Here is a 15,689-nt window from a genome sequence, read left to right on the forward strand (position 1 = left end):
CGATTGCGACAATTCAAGGATCAGAATCGCCATGCGCACGCCTCGCATCTCTTTCGAATTCTTCCCCCCCAAATCGCTGGAGGCCTCCTTCCGCCTGTGGGACACGCTCGGCACGCTTGCGCCGCTGGCCCCGGAATTCGTCTCCGTCACCTATGGCGCAGGCGGCACGACCCGGAAACTGACGCATGAGGCCGTGACCACGATCCATGATAATTTCGGCGTCCCCGTCGCCGCCCATCTGACCTGCGTGAATGCGACGCGCGCCGAGACCCTCGACATCGCCAACCAATACGCCGCCGCCGGCGTGACGCAGATCGTGGCCCTGCGCGGCGACCCGCCCAAGGGCTCCGACGGGTTCACAGCCCACGCGGACGGTTTCGCTTCTTCCGTCGAGTTGATTGAGGCCCTCGCGCAGACCGGAAAATTCGACATCCGCGTCGGCGCCTACCCCGATCCGCACCCTGAGTCTGCGTCGATGCAGGATTGCGTCGACTACCTCAAACGCAAGATCGACGCGGGCGCCACCTCCGCCATCACGCAGTTTTTCTTTGAGGCGGACACCTTCTTCCGCTTCCGCGACGCCTGCACCGCTGCCGGGATCACAGCCCCGATCCTGCCCGGCATCCTTCCCATCGAAAACTGGACAAACACCCGCCGCTTCGCCGGGCGCTGCGGTGCGACCATCCCCGCATGGCTCGACGATGCCTACGACGCTGCAATCCGCGACAACCGCGAAGACCTGCTGTCCACAGCGATCTGCACCGAGCTCTGCTCCGACCTCCTCGACGGCGGCGTCGAAGACCTGCACTTCTACACGCTCAACAAACCCGAACTGACACGCGATGTCTGCGCCGCGCTGGGGGTCACGCCGAAAGTGGCGCTGGCCGAAGTGGCGTAGCACCTTCTGAACCTGTCCATCGCCTGGAAAAAGAACCGGCTTGTTCAAAATCCTTCGTCGCGGCACCTTTTCGCCAAAGACGGAGGCCCCCCTATGAGCGAAACCCCCAATGACTACATCTGGCATTCTGATGCACGAAACCCGATGCATGTCATTGGGTTTACATGTGAATTGGCAAAGGATGTTGATGCTTTCTTCGGCAATCTTCAGCTTTACCGCAGAGGCGAGATGGCTGCGCGCAAGGATTTACCTGACCGTATGTGGATCGGGAGAGACGCATCTCGAAGTAGCAAAGCGCTCAAGACCCTGCCCGAAACGTTCGTGGCTGGCAGCTATTTTGTTGTGTCCCAAAACGTAGCCGAGGTGTTGCAGCGGTTTGATCTTGGCACCTCAGCCCTTGTGCCCGTGGCCCTCTTCAAAAAGGGAAACGAGGAGCCGTTCGATGGATCTTATTGCATCGTCCATTTAACCGAGAAAAAGGCGGCCTTTGAGCCTGATCAGTCGCGAAATTTTCGGAATCCTCTTTACGAAGAGGACACCTATCTCGGTTCGGTTAGCCCGACGCGCAGCCGCGATGACGACATTGTCTGTAACGCCACCGCCCTCTATGGCGTTGACCTCTGGACGGATCCCCTGCTGCTGACCTCGCTGATGCTCAGTGACCCGCTTTACCAGGCCCTAGCGGTGGAAAACTTGCTAACGAACGCCAAGACCTTGCGCTGCAAGATCGTCTGACCACGCCCCCTTCTGCGGTAAGGCCCCGATGTTTCCCGCACGCCAAACGCGCTCCTTCATCTTGGCCGAAAAACTCCGGGGGAGTCGCCCCAAGGCGACGGGGGCAGCGCCCCCTATGCGGCTTGACATGCTGCAAAAGTCAACGGTCGAAACCCGACACGGCAAAACCTCTATTTCCGGCGTTAACCAAGATCAAAACATTTCTACAATCATAGAAATATCAAAATCCTCAACCCATTGATTTCATTCAATTCACCCTCCAAAATCCGCCCGCACCACGCGTGAGCAAGCGTGCACACACCCCCTTGCACCCACCCCAAACCCATGGCCTCATACCCTCAACCAAAGAACCCGAAGGCCGCCCACCATGCCCCAACACCACTACGCCGAAACCATCGAGGGCCTGCCCACCCGCGAGCAGATGCTGTCGATGTCCGGCCTCGATTTCATGCGCGGCATCCTGAACGGCACCCTCGCCGCCCCACCCATTAGCCAGACCCTCGGCTACCGGCTCGACAGCGTCGAAGACGGCCGCGTCACCTTCCGCGGCACACCTGAATTCAAGTCGATGAACCCCATCGGCACCGTCCACGGCGGCTGGTACGGTACCTTGCTCGACAGCTGCATGGCCTGCGCCGTGATGACCAAGGTCCCCAAAGGCTCGGCCTATACGACGTTAGAGTACAAGGTGAACATCACCCGCCCCATCCCCATCGGGACGGAGATCATCGCCGAAGGCATTGTCAGCCACGCAGGCCGCACCACCGGCGTCGCCGAGGGCACGATCCGCAACGCGGAAACCGGCAAGCTGTACGCCACCGGCTCCACCACCTGCCTGATCATGCAACTCACTTGACCCCATCAGCATCCGTGAATTGACTTGGGGGCAGCCCCGGTGCAAACCGGCGCCTTCTTTGAAACCCATGGAGACGAGCCAATGATCTCGCCGGTCCTGCCAAGCTACAGCCGCGCCAACCTCTCCTTCGTCAAAGGCGAAGGGGCATGGATGATCGAGGCAGATGGCCGACGTTTCCTCGATTTCGCCAGCGGCATCGCGGTCATGGCCCTCGGCCATGCCCATCCCAGGGTCGTGCAGACGCTAAAGGATCAAGCCGACCAGCTTTGGCACACGTCGAACCTCTATACCGTGCCACAGCAGCAGGCGCTGGCGGAACGGCTGGTCGAACACACCTTTGCCGACACGGTCTTCTTCTGCAATTCCGGCACCGAAAGCGCGGAACTTGGCATCAAGATGGCGCGGAAATACCGGGACGCCACTGGCCACCCTGAGCGCACGACGATCCTCTGCTTTGAGGGGGCATTCCACGGGCGCTCGCTTGCTGCCATTTCCGCTGCTGGGCAGGAGAAGTTGGTCAAAGGCTTCGGACCCCTCGCCCCTGGCTTCCGCCAAATCCCGTTCGGCGATCACGACGCCCTGCGCGAGGCCGCCGCCGCACCGGATGTGGGCGCGATCATGGTGGAACCGATCCAGGGCGAGAGCGGTATCAAACCCCTCCCCGACCAATGCCTCAAAGGCCTGCGCGACCTGTGCGATGAGCATGGCCATTTGCTGATCCTCGATGAAATCCAATGCGGCATGGGCCGGACGGGCAAGCTTTTCGCTCATGAATGGGCGGGCATCTCGCCCGACATCATGCTGGTCGCCAAAGGTATCGGTGGCGGTTTCCCCCTCGGCGCGCTGCTTGCCACCGAAGACGCTGCCCAAGGCATGACGCCGGGCACCCACGGCTCGACCTATGGCGGCAACCCGCTTGGCTGTGCGGTTGGTACGACCGTGATGGATGAGATCACCGGCGACGGTTTCCTGGATGACGTAAACCGCAAGGCGGGCTTCCTGCGCCAGAAGCTCGAAGGTCTTGTCGCGGCTCATCCGGACATCTTTGAAGAAGTGCGCGGAACCGGTCTGATGCTTGGCCTCAAATGCAAGGCCACAAACCTCGACGTAGTCAATGCAGGCTACGACAACGACCTGCTCACCGTGCCCGCTGGCGACAACGTCGTCCGCATCCTCCCCGCCCTCACGATCAGCGAAGATGAAATCAGCGAGGGCATCACCCGCCTCGACGCCGCCGCCACCGCACTGGAGGGCCGCGCAGCCGCCGAATAATCTGCGCCCATCTTTGTTCCTGAAATATGCCGGGGGGTCCGGGGGGCTGGCCCCCCGGTGCAATCCGTCAGCCAAAAAGCGCTTCAAAAATGACCCATTTCCTCGACATCCACAAAACCAGCCAGGACGACCTGCGCCACATCATCGACCACGCGATCGAGATGAAGACCGCGCGCGCAGGTCTGCCCAAGGGCACGCCGGACGCCGAGCAACCGTTGGCAGGCCACATGGTTGCGCTGATCTTTGAAAAACCCTCCACCCGTACCCGCGTCTCTTTCGACCTTGGGGTGCGCCAGATGGGTGGGCAAACCATGGTTCTCAGCGGCTCGGAGATGCAGCTCGGCCATGGTGAGACCATCGCCGACACCGCCCGCGTTCTCAGCCGGTATGTCGACCTCATCATGATCCGCACGTTTGAGGAAGAAGTGCTGCTGGAAATGGCGGAACACGCCTCCGTCCCCGTCATCAACGGGCTTACGAACCGCACCCATCCCTGCCAGATCATGGCGGATGTGATGACGTTCGAAGAACATCGCGGACCCATCGCAGGCAAAAAAGTGGTCTGGTGCGGAGATGGCAACAACGTTTTCGCGTCGTTCGCCCATGCGGCCGGACAGTTCGGGTTCGACCTGACCTTCTCCGGCCCCGAGACGCTGGACCCGGAGCGCATCTTCCTCGACGCAGCCCGCGCACAAGGAGTTTCTGTCGAAATCGAGCGGGATCCCGCGAAGGCCGTGACCGGTGCCGACCTCGTGGTCACCGACACCTGGGTTTCCATGCACGACAGCCAGACCGCACGTGAACGCCGCCACAACCAACTGCGCCCCTATCAAGTGAACGAGGCGCTGATGGCGCATGCCAATGACGACGCACTCTTCATGCATTGCCTACCCGCACACCGGAATGAAGAGGCCACCGATGCCGTAATGGACGGCCCGCATTCCGTGATCTTCGACGAGGCCGAGAACCGCCTGCATGCGCAAAAGGCCATCATGCGGCATTGCCTTGGGGTTTGAGGCGCACTGACCCTTGGCCCTCGCCCCGCAAACTCCATCCGCTGTTATCCCGCCGGCTCCCATCAGGCAGGCGCCCGGCGCCGCCATCATCTTCATGCTGTGCGCCACGGCCTTCATCGCAGCTACAACCCTGATCGCGAAAGCGCTTGGCACGGACGCACTTGGCCCCGCCCTGCATCCTTTTCAGGTCACGTTCGGGCGGTTCCTGTTCGCTTGGCTCGCCATAGGCAGTTTCGTTGCGGCCACACGCCCGCTTTTCACAAAACCACATCTGGGCCTGCACATCGGGCGGACGTTGTGCGGGGCGACGGGTGTGACGCTGATGTTCGCCGCAGCCGCCGCGATCCCGCTGGCCGATGCCACAGCCATTAGCTTTCTGAACCCGGTCTTCGGCATGATCCTGGCCATCCCGCTTCTGGGTGAGAAGGTGGGCAAATGGCGTTGGCTGGCGGCGGCGATTGCGTTTGCCGGAGCGCTTATCCTGATCCGGCCCGGTGCAGGTAGCCTTCAGGTCGGTGCGCTTTTGGCCCTCGGCGCTGCAATTGTCCTGGGGTTGGAACTGACGTTCATCAAACGCCTTGCCGGACGCGAGCGTCCCGTCCAGATCCTGTTCTTGAACAACACGCTCGGGCTTCTCATCATCAGCTTTGTGGTCATCGCCGTGTGGCAATCGCCGACGCCTGTACAATGGGCGGGACTGGCCGCATTAGGCCTTTGTATGGCTGCAGCACAGGCCTGTTTCGTGAACTCCATGGCGCGGGCCGATGCGAGCTTCGTGACGCCTTTTTCCTACCTCACCCTGGTGTTTGCCGCGCTTTACGATCTGATCATCTTCAACGTGATCCCGACCCGCCTCTCGATCACCGGCGCGGGCATCATCATCGCCGGGGCGGCCCTTTTGGCCTGGCGTGAGCGCGTCAATCAGGCGGGTGAGACAGAAGCGCCCTGAGCGCCTCATCAACCGGGCCGGCCACCTGATCCAGATCCCCCGAATTGACCGCCACAAAAACAGCCTCTCCCCCTGCCGGATCGACATAGGCAACGGCATACCAAAGCGTGTTCGAGCCTGAATGAACCAGGCTGCCATCCTCCCCTACACCCCAGCCCATCGCATAACCCTCTGGGCCAACGGCGCGGTGCAGATCCTCCCAAAGCGCGTCAGGCAGAAAGCCCGTATCGCGCAGCAGATGCGCGCGCAGGTATCGCAACATGTCCTCCGCGCTCAGATGCACGCGCCCCGCCGGGCCCATGGCCGGGATATTGTCAGCACCATTCCCCTGCCCGGCTGGGGTCAACCCGCCAAAGAGGCCACGACTATGGCCCTCGATCACATTTCCCTGTGGCGCGCCAAACCCGGCGCTGTCCATTGACAGAGGAGCGAAAACCTCTCGTTCGATAAGCGCTTCCCAACTATCTTCGCCCACAGCCTCCAACATTGCCCCGGCCACAACATATCCGGCGTTCGAGTAAGCAAACCCACCCGGCGCTTCGAGCGGTTGGTTCGACAACATCTCCCGCACGTAATCCGCGCGCGGACCGTCTCCCAACAGGATCGAACGGATGCGGCCAAGGTTGGCCTCCATGCCCGATCCGTGGGTCAAAAGATGTGTAAGCGTCACATCCTGCCAATCCGCCTGCATCTGCGGAAAGGCCTCGCCGAGCACTTCGCCAATGGTGCTGTCCCATTGGATCAACCCGTCAGCAACCAATCGTGCGGCGAGTGTGGCGGTCATCGATTTGGTGAGCGATCCGACATGCCAGACATCGGAAAGGGCGGCCATATCAGACCCGTCCACAAGGCGCGTGCCCGCAACAGCCGCCGCCAGATCATCCGCCGTCACCCGCCCGGCTGTGGCCGCAGGAACCGCATCATACGCCGCAAGCGCATCGGCCACATCCTGAGGCGCGGTTTGGGCCGCGACAGACGTGCTCCACACCAATAAAGCCGCCAATGTCATTGCCAGATGTATCATCGCATCACCTTCGCCTTGCCACCGCTGACCCGCCAGATAGAATAGGGCTTCCTTTTCGGGTCAACCCACCCCATATGACCGGGCTGAACCCAATCCGCCGCGCGACACCCGCGCCCAAATATCGGAACGCATTGCCATGTCCTGGACCGACGAACGTGTCGAATTGTTGAAGAAGATGTGGGGCGAGGGCCAGTCGGCCAGCCAGATCGCGAAGGAATTGGGCGGGGTTACGCGCAACGCCGTGATCGGCAAGGTGCATCGTCTTGGCCTGTCGAACCGCTCGGGCGGTGGCGGCACATCTGCCCCCTCCAAACCCGCGGCCGCGAAAGAAGCACCCGCCGCCAAGGCCGAGGCCGCGCCCAAAGCGGCACCTGCCCCCAAGGCGGATCCCGCGCCAACACCTGCGCCGCGCCCATCCAACGTGACGCCCCTGCGCAAGCCCATCGCACCCGCAGGCCAGCCCCTGCCGCCACAGCCTTCGGCCAACGAGATCAGCCCAGAGGCGCTCGCCAAGGTCAACGAGGTTGAGAAACACGCGAAGAGAATCAGCCTGATGGAGCTGACCGAGCGCGTGTGCAAATGGCCCATCGGCGATCCAGCGACCGAGGATTTCTACTTCTGCGGCCTGCCCGTGCAGCAGGGCAAACCCTATTGCGATGCCCATGTCGGCGTGGCCTTCCAGCCCATGAGCAGCCGCCGCGACCGGCGTCGGTGAAGGCCCCGATCCCGATCCTACGCAGCTATTCCGAAGCTGAGGCAAAGGCATTCTACGTCGACTACCTTGGCTTCGAGATCACCTTCGAGCATCGCTTTGACGCGGCGGCCCCTTTGTATTTCGAGGTGCGCCGCGACGATTGCGTCTTGCATATTTCAGAGCATCACGGCGACGCGGCCCCCGGCACTGCCCTGCGCATTGAAGTTGCCGATATTGAAGCCTTCCACACGGATATCACGGCGCGCGGCCACAAAAGACTGCGCCCCGGGATCAACGAAACGGACATCGGATTTCGTGAGGTCAGCGTCGTGGACCCGTTCTACAACCGCCTGATCTTCTGCCAGCGCACCTGAGCGTGCCACGGGACGGCGGGTGGGGCGCCTTTGGCCACCCGGCCAAACAGCGTCAACCGGCGGATCATCGGCAGTGCCGTGCAACCTCGCGTTCCCGCAGGCCGGTTTCAACCAGCAGGCACCGATCCCGCGCCTCATAGTAATAGCCGCGCGCGTACCACATCACTGCCGCGTCAATATCCCCATCGCTCACCAGCCACGCACCGCGCAGGTAGCGGCCCGCATATTCAAGGTTTGTGCGCGCATCGAGCAGGTCATTGGGCTGCCCCTGAAACCCCATGCCGCGCGCCGTCTCAGGCAAGATTTGCATCAATCCGTAGTAGGGCCCGTTGCGCGCGTCGGCACGATAGTCGCTTTCGCGCTGGATCACCCGGTGAAGCAAAGCCACCGGTATATCATGACGCGCTGCATATTCATTCACCAAGGCCCGCATCTGTGGCGTCTCACCGGGATAGAGATCCGCAGCCGGAGCGGCCGCAGGCGCATCCTCCCTGCCGCCGAACAGGCCAAAACCACCGCAAGCGGAAAGCAAAAGGCAGGTTGATAGGATCAAAGCGGATCGTAGCATGGTCATTCCTCAGTCTCTTCTTCCGGTGCGGTGTCCGGGTCTGTACCCCCGATCGGCCCGCCCAACAATCGCGCAACTTCCGCGGCCCGCGCCCTGTCGGCCGCCGCAGCCGCCGCGAGGGCGGCCAAGGCTTCGGCATCCGCGACCGCTTCCAATTCACCCCAATCCCCATTGATCAACACGGGAACGGCTAATTCCCGTTCCGGCCAATTCTCAGGCACCAATCGATAGTCCATCGCGCGTTCGGTCAGATTAATCTGCCCCGCGCCGATGAAGCCGCCCCACGGGCCGTCCAGCATCAGATCCTCGCTGATCACCACGCCACCGCGCACCCGGAACTCGGCCAACAGCCGATCGAATTCCGTCGCATCGGCCAGCTCGTCCAAGTTTCGCGCCAGCCCGGGCAAATCCACGCCCGTCAACGTACCCTGCCCGATGGAAAGATCACCCTCCGCCTCAAGGCCAGCAATGATGGAGTGAAGGTCATCACCCACCCCCAGAAACTCGATAGAGGCTGAGCCGCGCCCTTCCAGCGGAGCATCACCTGCCAGCGCCTCCAACAGCGGGCCCGCCTGTGCATTGGCTAGTAGAAGGTCCCCTCCCACGGAAAGGCCACCGCGTCCATTGATCACGAACTCACCGGCCAATTGCCCTTCGGCCAGCCCAATCTGCGCGATGTCGAAGACCATACGCCCGCGGGTCAGCGCCACGCGCATATCCAGCCCCTCAAGGCTCAAGGGGCCGACGCCAAGGCCGTCCGCGCGCACAGTCAGATCCGCATCCAGATCGAAAAGACCGCTGACATCAATGGGGTCCCGCGACCACGTTCCATCCTGGGTCAGCGCGGCAAAATCGAACGCGGGGCCAAGCCCGATCTCCCCGCCCGTGATCGTGCCACGGACCAAGGGGCGGTCTTCACCGGGCACCAGATCAAGCGCCGCGTTCAGCCGCGTCTCACCCAGTTCGACCACACCGCCGCGCAGGTGAAACGACCCACCTGTGACGACGGAAACGGTGCCCCTAACCGCCATCTCATTGCCAATCCGCTCAGCGATCGACTCCGGCACGTCTCGCCCCCAAAGGGCCGCAACAGGGCCAATGTCGCGCGCGCGCAGGGCCAGATCGCCCTCCGCCGCGCCACCCAGAGCCGCCGCCCCGTTGAAGCGCAGGCTTCCGTCATTCCACACCAGATCAAGCCGAACGGGCTGCGACGTTCCTTCAAAGAACCGGGCCGCCTGCGCTATGGTGCCAGACAGCTCCATCAACGTGCCATTGGCCACGCCGGACGTCGCGAATGCGGCAGAACCTCCGGCCCCTTCATTCAGGTCAATCATCGCCGTCACCTGCCGCACGTCCAACGTCGTTCCGGCCATCCGGTCGAGGTAACGAATGCGCCCGCCCCGCAGCTCTGCCTGTCGTAACACCAGCGGCAGAAGGGAGGATTCGCCGTTACGCCACGACAGCCGCCCATCATCGGCTCGAACCAGCGTCAGGTCAGCGCCCGACAGGTCAAGCCGATCCACCACGCCATCGCCGCCAAACAGGGCCCGCCATCCCACCTGCAAAACCGCCTCGTCAGACCGCAGAAGCGGGCGCGTTCCGGCCCAGGCGGGGTTGGCGACCTCCAGCCCTTCGACCGAGATCATCAGGTCCGGCCACAGGACCGGCCGTGTGGCCGCTTCAATCGTGATCTCGCGTCCGGTTTCCGCCGCCAGCCGGTCAATCGCGATCTGCGCCAGACGTTCTGCCGGCAACAACAAGAACACCACCACGATTAGCAGTGCGAGGGCCGCGATGGCTCCGATCAGTCCGGAAATTAAGCGCATTGCTCGTGTCATTGTCTTCGCCTCAGGCGCAGATTAACCAGCCACACGCCCCGCGCCCATCCCAAACCTGCGGAATGGGCGACCGCTTGCCGAAGAGGCAGGGCTTTCGCATCGTCCCCGTGCGCGATAAAGCGGGCGGCATGGCTCAAAACCCGCCCAATCTTCGCCCAGACCTCGCCCGCGCTGACGTGCCCGACGCGACCCGGCCCGGCCAACCACGCATCGGCATGGTGTCCCTCGGTTGCCCGAAGGCGCTCGTCGATAGCGAGCGCATCCTGACCCGCCTGCGGGCCGAAGGCTATGCGATCAGCCCCGACTATGACGGCGCTGATGCGGTGATCGTGAACACTTGCGGCTTTCTCGACAGCGCCAAGGCCGAAAGCCTCGACGCGATTGGCGAGGCGCTGGAGGCCAACGGCAAGGTGATCGTCACCGGCTGTCTGGGGGCCGAGGCGGATTACATCACTGGTGCGCATCCCAAGGTTCTGGCCGTGACTGGACCGCACCAATATGAGCAGGTGCTTGATGCCGTGCACGACGCCGTGCCGCCCGCGCCAGACCCGTTCATCGACCTTCTGCCGCCCGCAGGGGTCAAGCTGACCCCCCGCCACTATGCCTACCTCAAGATCGCGGAAGGCTGCGATCACAAGTGCAAATTCTGCATCATCCCCGACATGCGCGGGAAGCTGGCCAGTCGTCCCCAACACGCGATTATGCGCGAGGCTGAGAAGCTGGTTGAGGCTGGGGTGAAAGAAATCCTCGTGATCTCGCAAGACACTTCGGCCTATGGAACCGATTGGAAAGGCCGGGATGAAAAGTTTCCAATCCTCAACCTGTCGCGTGACTTATCCACGCTCGGCGCGTGGGTTCGCCTGCACTATGTCTACCCCTATCCCCATGTGCGCGACCTGATCCCTTTGATGGCCGATCCGTCAAACGGCCTGCTGCCCTACCTCGATATTCCGTTCCAGCACGCCCATCCCGACACGCTCAAACGCATGGCCCGGCCTGCCGCGGCCTCGCGCACACTGGACGAAATCGCGGCTTGGCGGCGCGACTGCCCGGACATCATTCTGCGCTCCACTTTCATCGTTGGCTATCCAGGCGAAACGGAGGCGGAGTTCCAGACCCTCCTCGACTGGCTGGACGAGGCTCAACTCGACCGGGTGGGATGCTTCCAATACGAAAATGTCGATGGCGCACGCTCCAACGCATTGCCCGACCATGTGCCGGATGAGATCAAGCAAGACCGCTGGGACCGCTTCATGGAAAAAGCTCAGGCCATTTCCGAGGCCAAGCTGGCGTCGAAGGTTGGGCGCACCATGCAGGTGCTTGTCGATTCTGTGGACGCGGAAGGGGCCACCTGCCGCACAATGGCCGACGCGCCCGAAATCGACGGCAACCTGTTCATCGACGAAGGCTTCGAAGACCTCGCCCCCGGCGACCTAGTGACGGTCGAGGTGGACGAGGCCAGCGATTACGATTTGTGGGGGCGGGTGAAGGCTTAACGCGGATTGCGCGACAAAAGCTCCAGTCCAGCCCCGTCGCCCCAAGTGCCGTGCAGCTCACCATCAGGCATGACGATGTAGAAGGCCGGATGGTCTGCACCCCATTCCACCGTCAGCACGTCACCGTTCAGGACGCCGACACCGGAATAGGAACTGCCGACGCTCCAGTCGACCGTGACCGTGCCATCGGCATTGCCTGAGATTGCCACCGTGCCGCTATAGGCCGAACCGTCGGCATTGCGGCCATAGGCGTAATAATCACCAAGGATATTCTGTTGCGCCTGCGCGATGGGCGCTGCGGCAAAGAGGGCGGCTGCTGCAAGCGGAAGTAGGGAAAAGCGGATCATGTCGTAGCTCCTGACAGAAGGGGTATCGCCTCAACCTGCCATGAAACCTGCCAATCGCCCTATTCCGGTTTCCCTTGCCCCCCGCGCCTTAGCACCGTTGCGCTGCGACCTGCCGGACGATGCGCACACGCTCCCGGTTCGGCGGGTGCGTGCCCAGCACGTTCTCGCCCGGGTCCGGCAATTGGCTGAAGAACTCCGCTCCCTCAACTGGATCAAAACCGGCACGGCACGTGATGATCGTGCCCAGAGCGTCCGCCTCCAACTCGGCGGCCTGGCTGAATTGGCGTGAGCCAACAAGCGCGCCCAGATTGGCCGCCTCGATCACTTCTTCCCGGCTTGCGCCGCGCTGGATCGCGGTATTCCCGAAAATCCGCGCGCCCCGCTCCGCCGCACCCTGTTGCTGGTCGATATGCTGCGCGATGTGATGTGCTGCCTCATGCCCGATCACGAACGCCAGTTCATCATCACTGCGCACCTCGTAGATCAGGCCGACCGTCAGAATGATAACCGGCCGCCCATTGTCGGGATCGATGGTTTGAAAGGCGTTCACCCCATAGCGCGGATCGCGCAGCACGACGATGTCGAAGTCGCAGTTCCGCCCCGGTGTCTCGGCCCGGCACACGGCCTCCGCCACCGGCTCCATCCGTTCCGTCACTTGAATGGCGCGGGCTACGGATACCGGCACGCCGACAGGGGCCTCAGGGATCTGGGCTTCAGACGGCAAAACGGTGGGCGTCGGGGTGGTCGTAACGCAAGCCCCCAAGGCGAGGGGCGCAATCAGCATCATCAAGGGGCGCATGAAAACTCCAGTCGTTGAATGCAATAGCCTAAACCGCTCAGGCCCAGCGTCCAGCCCGGAAAGCTTCAAACTGGGCACGCTCCGCACGTCGCCTATATCAACGCCGATGAGATCAACACTTATCCTCTTCAACGGGCGCTGCCCGATCTGCGCGGCCGAGATCGCGCATTACCGCGCCCGGGCCAGCCGGACGGACGCACCGTTGACCTTTGTTGACCTTCATGAAGCCGAGCTTGGCCAATGGTCGCTGACGAAAGATCAGGCGAAACGGCGCCTGCACGCCCGCTTGCCCAATGGTGACATGGTCTCGGGCCTCGCTGCGTTTGAGGCGATCTGGCGAAACCTCCCCGGCTTTCGATGGGTGGCGCGGCTGGTCAGCCTGCCCCTTTTGCGACCGATCGCGGCCGTTGCCTACGACCGCATCGCTGCCCCCTTGCTCTATCGCCTCCACCAACGGCGGGAGAGGCTTGGCAAGGCCGTGCCCCGCACGTAGCCTGCGCCCCATGTTTACGATTGAACACGAATTCGACGCCACCATCGTCACCCTCGTCGATGAAGGCGAAGCACCCTTGCTGGAAGACGTCATCATCTCGACGTTCGAGGAATGCGTGACCCTGCAACAGGCCGATCCCCGCACAGATCAGATGCGCACGATCACGCTGTCTCTCGCCCAGGTGCGCGACCTCGCCGCGGCGCTGGATCTGCCAGAGGGCGCGTATCAGCTGCAAGGATCGTCGGACTAACCGGCGCAAGCGACGCAGCGCGTCACGCAAGGGTCAACGCCCAGCCGGCCATGGCCGATGAAGTCGCCGCAATCCTCACAGAAACCGAACTCAGCCGCGTCGATCCGCTCCAACGCGGCGCTGATGGCCCGATGCCGTGCGGCCCGCCGCGCCTCCAGCCCCTTCTGCATAGCCTGCCCCTGCAAAGCATCCATCCGGCTCAACCGCCCCACGGCCTGCTGATCCAACTCAACCACCTGCCGCGCCTCCGCCGATTGCGCCGTCTGATCGCTCAGCGCCACCTGTTCCGCCTCCAGATCGGGGCGATAACGTGCTGCCAATTCTGCATCACTCGGCTCTTCCATACCCAACCCTCTCACCCCAGCTGCGAGGAGCGCAAGCGAGGAGGGGCTGGAAAGCCACACGCATTGCCCCAATAGTGCCCCCAAGGACGGAGGCGCATATGACAACGGGTTTCTTCTGGGATGAACGGTGCTTCTGGCACGGCGGTGGCAACTACGCGGGCCTTTTGCAGGTCGGCGGGTTGATCCAACCCGGCGGCGGCCTGCCCGAAAACCCGGAAACCAAACGCCGCCTCGTCAACCTTCTGCGCGTCACCGGCCTGTGGGAGGCACTCGACACGCAAAGCGCCGATCCCGCGACGCAAGAGGATTTGCTCCGCGTCCACCCCGAAAGCTATCTGCGCCAGTTCAAAGAGATGTCCGACGAAGGCGGTGGCGAGCTTGGCCTGCGCACCCCCTTCGGCCCCGGCGGGTTCGAGATCGCGTCGCTTTCTGCAGGCCTCGCAAAATCCGCACTTTTCAGCGTGCTCCACGGCACGCACCAAAACGCCTACGCCCTATCACGCCCGCCCGGCCACCACTGCCTGCCCGATTTCCCGAACGGCTTCTGCCTGCTCGCCAACATCGCCATCGCTGTTGAAGCCGCGCGCGCCGAGGGTCTGATCGACCGCGTCGCCATCATCGATTGGGACGTGCACCACGGCAACGGGACCGAGGCGATCTTCTACGACCGTGCCGATACGTTGACGATTTCTCTCCACCAGGAACGCAATTACCCCCTCGACACAGGCGACTTCGCGGATCGCGGGTCGGGCTCTGGCGAAGGCTTCAACCTCAACATCCCCCTGCCCCCCGGCACTGGCCATGTGGGATACGTCGAAGCCTTTGAACGCCTTGTTCTGCCGGCGCTGCAAGATTTCCAACCTGACGCCATCGTCATCGCCTGCGGTTTCGACGCGGGCCTCGTCGACCCGCTCAGCCGCATGATCACCTCCTGCGAGACCTTCCGCGCCATGACCGACATGGTGATGGAGGCCGCCGTAGACCTTTGCGATGGCAGGCTGATGATGGCCCATGAAGGCGGCTATTCCGAAGTCCACGTCCCCTTCCTCGCCCATTCCGTGCTGGAGGCGATGTCAGGCTCAGACATCCACGCCGAAGACCCGTTCCAGCAGAAATTCGAAGGCCAGCAACCCACGGACCGCTTCAACCGTTACGTCAGCCAGCTCATCGCCGAGATGGAGGTGGCGTTGGGTTACTGATCCTCCGTGTCGGCATCCGCCGCGTCGGACACAACGCGCGCCACTTGGTGCATCATCTGGATGAAAGCTGTGCGATCCGCGGCACTCAACGCGGACAGCATCAACTCCATATTCCGTACATCTTGCCGTCGAATAGCGGCAAACAGGTCTTCACCCTCGGCCGTCAGATGAAGGGCGACTGCGCGCCCGTCTTTGGGATGCGGTCGTTTCTCGCTGAGCCCACGCGTCACAAGCCGCGCAATAAGGCTGGATGCCGTTGTAGGGCGAACGCCCAGAAATTCCGCGAGGTCAGAGGCTCGCGCCCCGGGCTGGTCCGCCAGATATCCAAGCGCAGAGAAGACATGCGGCGAATAGGGAATGCGCCCCTCCGCAATTGGAAAGGCTCGCTCATTTACATGGAACGCCCGCAAAAGCGCGCCAACAGGATGAAGCAGATCTTCGGCTTGAGACATGGGGCCTATTTGACCGACACCCCTTGACCGGGCAAGTCATTCGATTATTTATTGCGACACTCGTATTAAATACTGCGAAAATCGC

The 15,689-nt window shown here is 62.6% G+C and carries 19 protein-coding genes; 12 read left to right on the forward strand and 7 right to left on the reverse strand.

All coding sequences use genetic code 11. The features are described 5' to 3' along the window. The first annotated feature begins 31 nt into the window (after nucleotides 1-31). The 6 genes from metF (at nucleotide 32) to V8J81_RS12810 (ending at nucleotide 5,726) form a co-directional block, all read left to right on the forward strand. Nucleotides 32-898: a methylenetetrahydrofolate reductase [NAD(P)H] gene (gene metF / locus V8J81_RS12785; protein ID WP_368476138.1), complete on the forward strand. Its 867-nt coding sequence runs from the start codon at nucleotides 32-34 to the stop codon at nucleotides 896-898. A 93-nt stretch (nucleotides 899-991) separates the two neighbouring features. After that, a complete protein-coding gene (locus V8J81_RS12790; RefSeq protein ID WP_368476139.1) occupies nucleotides 992-1,633 on the forward strand; it encodes a hypothetical protein in 642 nt (213 codons plus the stop codon). A gap of 367 nt (nucleotides 1,634-2,000) precedes the next feature. Next, complete coding sequence (locus tag V8J81_RS12795) at nucleotides 2,001-2,489, forward strand: PaaI family thioesterase (protein WP_368476140.1); 489 nt, start codon at nucleotides 2,001-2,003, stop codon at nucleotides 2,487-2,489. An 81-nt stretch (nucleotides 2,490-2,570) separates the two neighbouring features. Beyond that, nucleotides 2,571-3,761: an aspartate aminotransferase family protein gene (locus V8J81_RS12800; protein ID WP_368476141.1), complete on the forward strand. Its 1,191-nt coding sequence runs from the start codon at nucleotides 2,571-2,573 to the stop codon at nucleotides 3,759-3,761. Nucleotides 3,762-3,850: 89 nt separating this feature from the next. Further along, nucleotides 3,851-4,777: an ornithine carbamoyltransferase gene (argF, locus tag V8J81_RS12805; protein ID WP_368476142.1), complete on the forward strand. Its 927-nt coding sequence runs from the start codon at nucleotides 3,851-3,853 to the stop codon at nucleotides 4,775-4,777. 94 nt (nucleotides 4,778-4,871) lie between these two features. After that, the gene (locus tag V8J81_RS12810) at nucleotides 4,872-5,726 is read left to right on the forward strand and encodes a DMT family transporter (RefSeq protein WP_368477639.1); all 855 of its coding nucleotides are present in this window, start codon (nucleotides 4,872-4,874) and stop codon (nucleotides 5,724-5,726) included. Here the strand turns inward: V8J81_RS12810 and V8J81_RS12815 are convergent. Next, nucleotides 5,695-6,750 carry a serine hydrolase domain-containing protein gene (locus V8J81_RS12815; RefSeq protein WP_368476143.1) on the reverse strand — a complete coding sequence of 352 codons (1,056 nt, stop codon included), beginning with the start codon at nucleotides 6,748-6,750 and terminating at the stop codon, nucleotides 5,695-5,697. The genes V8J81_RS12810 and V8J81_RS12815 overlap by 32 nt on opposite strands. Nucleotides 6,751-6,886: 136 nt before the next feature. Between V8J81_RS12815 and V8J81_RS12820 the strand changes: the two genes are divergently transcribed. Together V8J81_RS12820 and V8J81_RS12825 are read left to right on the forward strand one after the other, a co-directional pair. Then, nucleotides 6,887-7,465, forward strand: a complete 579-nt coding sequence (locus tag V8J81_RS12820; protein ID WP_368476144.1) for a GcrA family cell cycle regulator — start codon at nucleotides 6,887-6,889, stop codon at nucleotides 7,463-7,465. Beyond that, on the forward strand, nucleotides 7,462-7,818 hold the full coding sequence (locus V8J81_RS12825; RefSeq protein WP_368476145.1) for a glyoxalase superfamily protein: 357 nt from the start codon (nucleotides 7,462-7,464) through the stop codon (nucleotides 7,816-7,818). The genes V8J81_RS12820 and V8J81_RS12825 overlap by 4 nt, the downstream gene beginning before the upstream one ends. Nucleotides 7,819-7,882: 64 nt before the next feature. Here the strand turns inward: V8J81_RS12825 and V8J81_RS12830 are convergent, their stop codons facing one another. Together V8J81_RS12830 and V8J81_RS12835 are read right to left on the reverse strand one after the other, a co-directional pair. Next, nucleotides 7,883-8,392, reverse strand: coding sequence for a transglycosylase SLT domain-containing protein (locus V8J81_RS12830; RefSeq protein WP_368476146.1), 510 nt, complete (start codon nucleotides 8,390-8,392; stop codon nucleotides 7,883-7,885). Beyond that, entirely contained in the window at nucleotides 8,389-10,212 is a 1,824-nt protein-coding gene (locus V8J81_RS12835) for an AsmA family protein (RefSeq protein ID WP_368476147.1), read from the reverse strand. Before V8J81_RS12835 ends, V8J81_RS12830 begins: the two co-directional genes overlap by 4 nt. A gap of 140 nt (nucleotides 10,213-10,352) precedes the next feature. Here V8J81_RS12835 and rimO point away from each other — a divergent pair, with 140 nt between their 5' ends. Further along, entirely contained in the window at nucleotides 10,353-11,720 is a 1,368-nt protein-coding gene (gene rimO, locus V8J81_RS12840; RefSeq protein WP_368477640.1) for a 30S ribosomal protein S12 methylthiotransferase RimO, read from the forward strand. On the opposite strand, the gene V8J81_RS12845 is transcribed toward rimO, so the two are convergent. Both V8J81_RS12845 and V8J81_RS12850 read right to left on the reverse strand, forming a co-directional pair. Further along, nucleotides 11,717-12,067, reverse strand: a complete 351-nt coding sequence (locus V8J81_RS12845) for a hypothetical protein (RefSeq protein ID WP_368476148.1) — start codon at nucleotides 12,065-12,067, stop codon at nucleotides 11,717-11,719. The two genes, rimO and V8J81_RS12845, sit on opposite strands and share 4 nt — an antisense overlap. 88 nt (nucleotides 12,068-12,155) lie before the next feature. Further along, nucleotides 12,156-12,866: a M48 family metallopeptidase gene (locus tag V8J81_RS12850; RefSeq protein WP_368476149.1), complete on the reverse strand. Its 711-nt coding sequence runs from the start codon at nucleotides 12,864-12,866 to the stop codon at nucleotides 12,156-12,158. Nucleotides 12,867-12,972: 106 nt separating this feature from the next. On the opposite strand from V8J81_RS12850, the gene V8J81_RS12855 reads away from it, so the two are divergent. Both V8J81_RS12855 and V8J81_RS12860 read left to right on the forward strand, forming a co-directional pair. Further along, complete coding sequence (locus V8J81_RS12855; RefSeq protein WP_368476150.1) at nucleotides 12,973-13,359, forward strand: thiol-disulfide oxidoreductase DCC family protein; 387 nt, start codon at nucleotides 12,973-12,975, stop codon at nucleotides 13,357-13,359. A 10-nt stretch (nucleotides 13,360-13,369) separates the two neighbouring features. Beyond that, nucleotides 13,370-13,609: a DUF8831 family protein gene (locus tag V8J81_RS12860; RefSeq protein ID WP_368476151.1), complete on the forward strand. Its 240-nt coding sequence runs from the start codon at nucleotides 13,370-13,372 to the stop codon at nucleotides 13,607-13,609. On the opposite strand, the gene V8J81_RS12865 is transcribed toward V8J81_RS12860, so the two are convergent. Then, on the reverse strand, nucleotides 13,606-13,953 hold the full coding sequence (locus V8J81_RS12865) for a TraR/DksA C4-type zinc finger protein (RefSeq protein WP_368476152.1): 348 nt from the start codon (nucleotides 13,951-13,953) through the stop codon (nucleotides 13,606-13,608). The two genes, V8J81_RS12860 and V8J81_RS12865, sit on opposite strands and share 4 nt — an antisense overlap. Nucleotides 13,954-14,051: 98 nt before the next feature. Between V8J81_RS12865 and V8J81_RS12870 the strand changes: the two genes are divergently transcribed. Next, complete coding sequence (locus V8J81_RS12870) at nucleotides 14,052-15,152, forward strand: class II histone deacetylase (protein ID WP_368476153.1); 1,101 nt, start codon at nucleotides 14,052-14,054, stop codon at nucleotides 15,150-15,152. Here V8J81_RS12870 and V8J81_RS12875 read toward each other — a convergent pair. Continuing rightward, nucleotides 15,146-15,604: a MarR family winged helix-turn-helix transcriptional regulator gene (locus V8J81_RS12875; protein WP_368476154.1), complete on the reverse strand. Its 459-nt coding sequence runs from the start codon at nucleotides 15,602-15,604 to the stop codon at nucleotides 15,146-15,148. The two genes, V8J81_RS12870 and V8J81_RS12875, sit on opposite strands and share 7 nt — an antisense overlap. Nucleotides 15,605-15,689 lie beyond the last annotated feature (85 nt).

The sequence above is a fragment of the Gymnodinialimonas sp. 202GB13-11 genome (assembly GCF_040932485.1).
GTDB classification, from domain to species: domain Bacteria; phylum Pseudomonadota; class Alphaproteobacteria; order Rhodobacterales; family Rhodobacteraceae; genus Gymnodinialimonas; species Gymnodinialimonas hymeniacidonis.

Excerpts from the sequence above, each read along its gene's own strand:
- V8J81_RS12835 (WP_368476147.1), bottom strand. The coding sequence starts at position 10,212 with ATGCGCTTAATTTCCGGACTGATCGGAGCCATCGCGGCCCTCGCACTG.
- V8J81_RS12855 (WP_368476150.1), top strand. The coding sequence starts at position 12,973 with ATGAGATCAACACTTATCCTCTTCAACGGGCGCTGCCCGATCTGCGCG.
- V8J81_RS12850 (WP_368476149.1), bottom strand. The coding sequence starts at position 12,866 with ATGCGCCCCTTGATGATGCTGATTGCGCCCCTCGCCTTGGGGGCTTGC.
- metF (WP_368476138.1), top strand. The coding sequence starts at position 32 with ATGCGCACGCCTCGCATCTCTTTCGAATTCTTCCCCCCCAAATCGCTG.
- V8J81_RS12815 (WP_368476143.1), bottom strand. The coding sequence starts at position 6,750 with ATGATACATCTGGCAATGACATTGGCGGCTTTATTGGTGTGGAGCACG.
- V8J81_RS12845 (WP_368476148.1), bottom strand. The coding sequence starts at position 12,067 with ATGATCCGCTTTTCCCTACTTCCGCTTGCAGCAGCCGCCCTCTTTGCC.
- V8J81_RS12830 (WP_368476146.1), bottom strand. The coding sequence starts at position 8,392 with ATGACCATGCTACGATCCGCTTTGATCCTATCAACCTGCCTTTTGCTT.
- V8J81_RS12790 (WP_368476139.1), top strand. The coding sequence starts at position 992 with ATGAGCGAAACCCCCAATGACTACATCTGGCATTCTGATGCACGAAAC.
- V8J81_RS12795 (WP_368476140.1), top strand. The coding sequence starts at position 2,001 with ATGCCCCAACACCACTACGCCGAAACCATCGAGGGCCTGCCCACCCGC.
- V8J81_RS12820 (WP_368476144.1), top strand. The coding sequence starts at position 6,887 with ATGTCCTGGACCGACGAACGTGTCGAATTGTTGAAGAAGATGTGGGGC.
- V8J81_RS12865 (WP_368476152.1), bottom strand. The coding sequence starts at position 13,953 with ATGGAAGAGCCGAGTGATGCAGAATTGGCAGCACGTTATCGCCCCGAT.
- V8J81_RS12875 (WP_368476154.1), bottom strand. The coding sequence starts at position 15,604 with ATGTCTCAAGCCGAAGATCTGCTTCATCCTGTTGGCGCGCTTTTGCGG.
- V8J81_RS12860 (WP_368476151.1), top strand. The coding sequence starts at position 13,370 with ATGTTTACGATTGAACACGAATTCGACGCCACCATCGTCACCCTCGTC.
- V8J81_RS12870 (WP_368476153.1), top strand. The coding sequence starts at position 14,052 with ATGACAACGGGTTTCTTCTGGGATGAACGGTGCTTCTGGCACGGCGGT.
- argF (WP_368476142.1), top strand. The coding sequence starts at position 3,851 with ATGACCCATTTCCTCGACATCCACAAAACCAGCCAGGACGACCTGCGC.
- rimO (WP_368477640.1), top strand. The coding sequence starts at position 10,353 with ATGGCTCAAAACCCGCCCAATCTTCGCCCAGACCTCGCCCGCGCTGAC.
- V8J81_RS12810 (WP_368477639.1), top strand. The coding sequence starts at position 4,872 with ATGCTGTGCGCCACGGCCTTCATCGCAGCTACAACCCTGATCGCGAAA.
- V8J81_RS12800 (WP_368476141.1), top strand. The coding sequence starts at position 2,571 with ATGATCTCGCCGGTCCTGCCAAGCTACAGCCGCGCCAACCTCTCCTTC.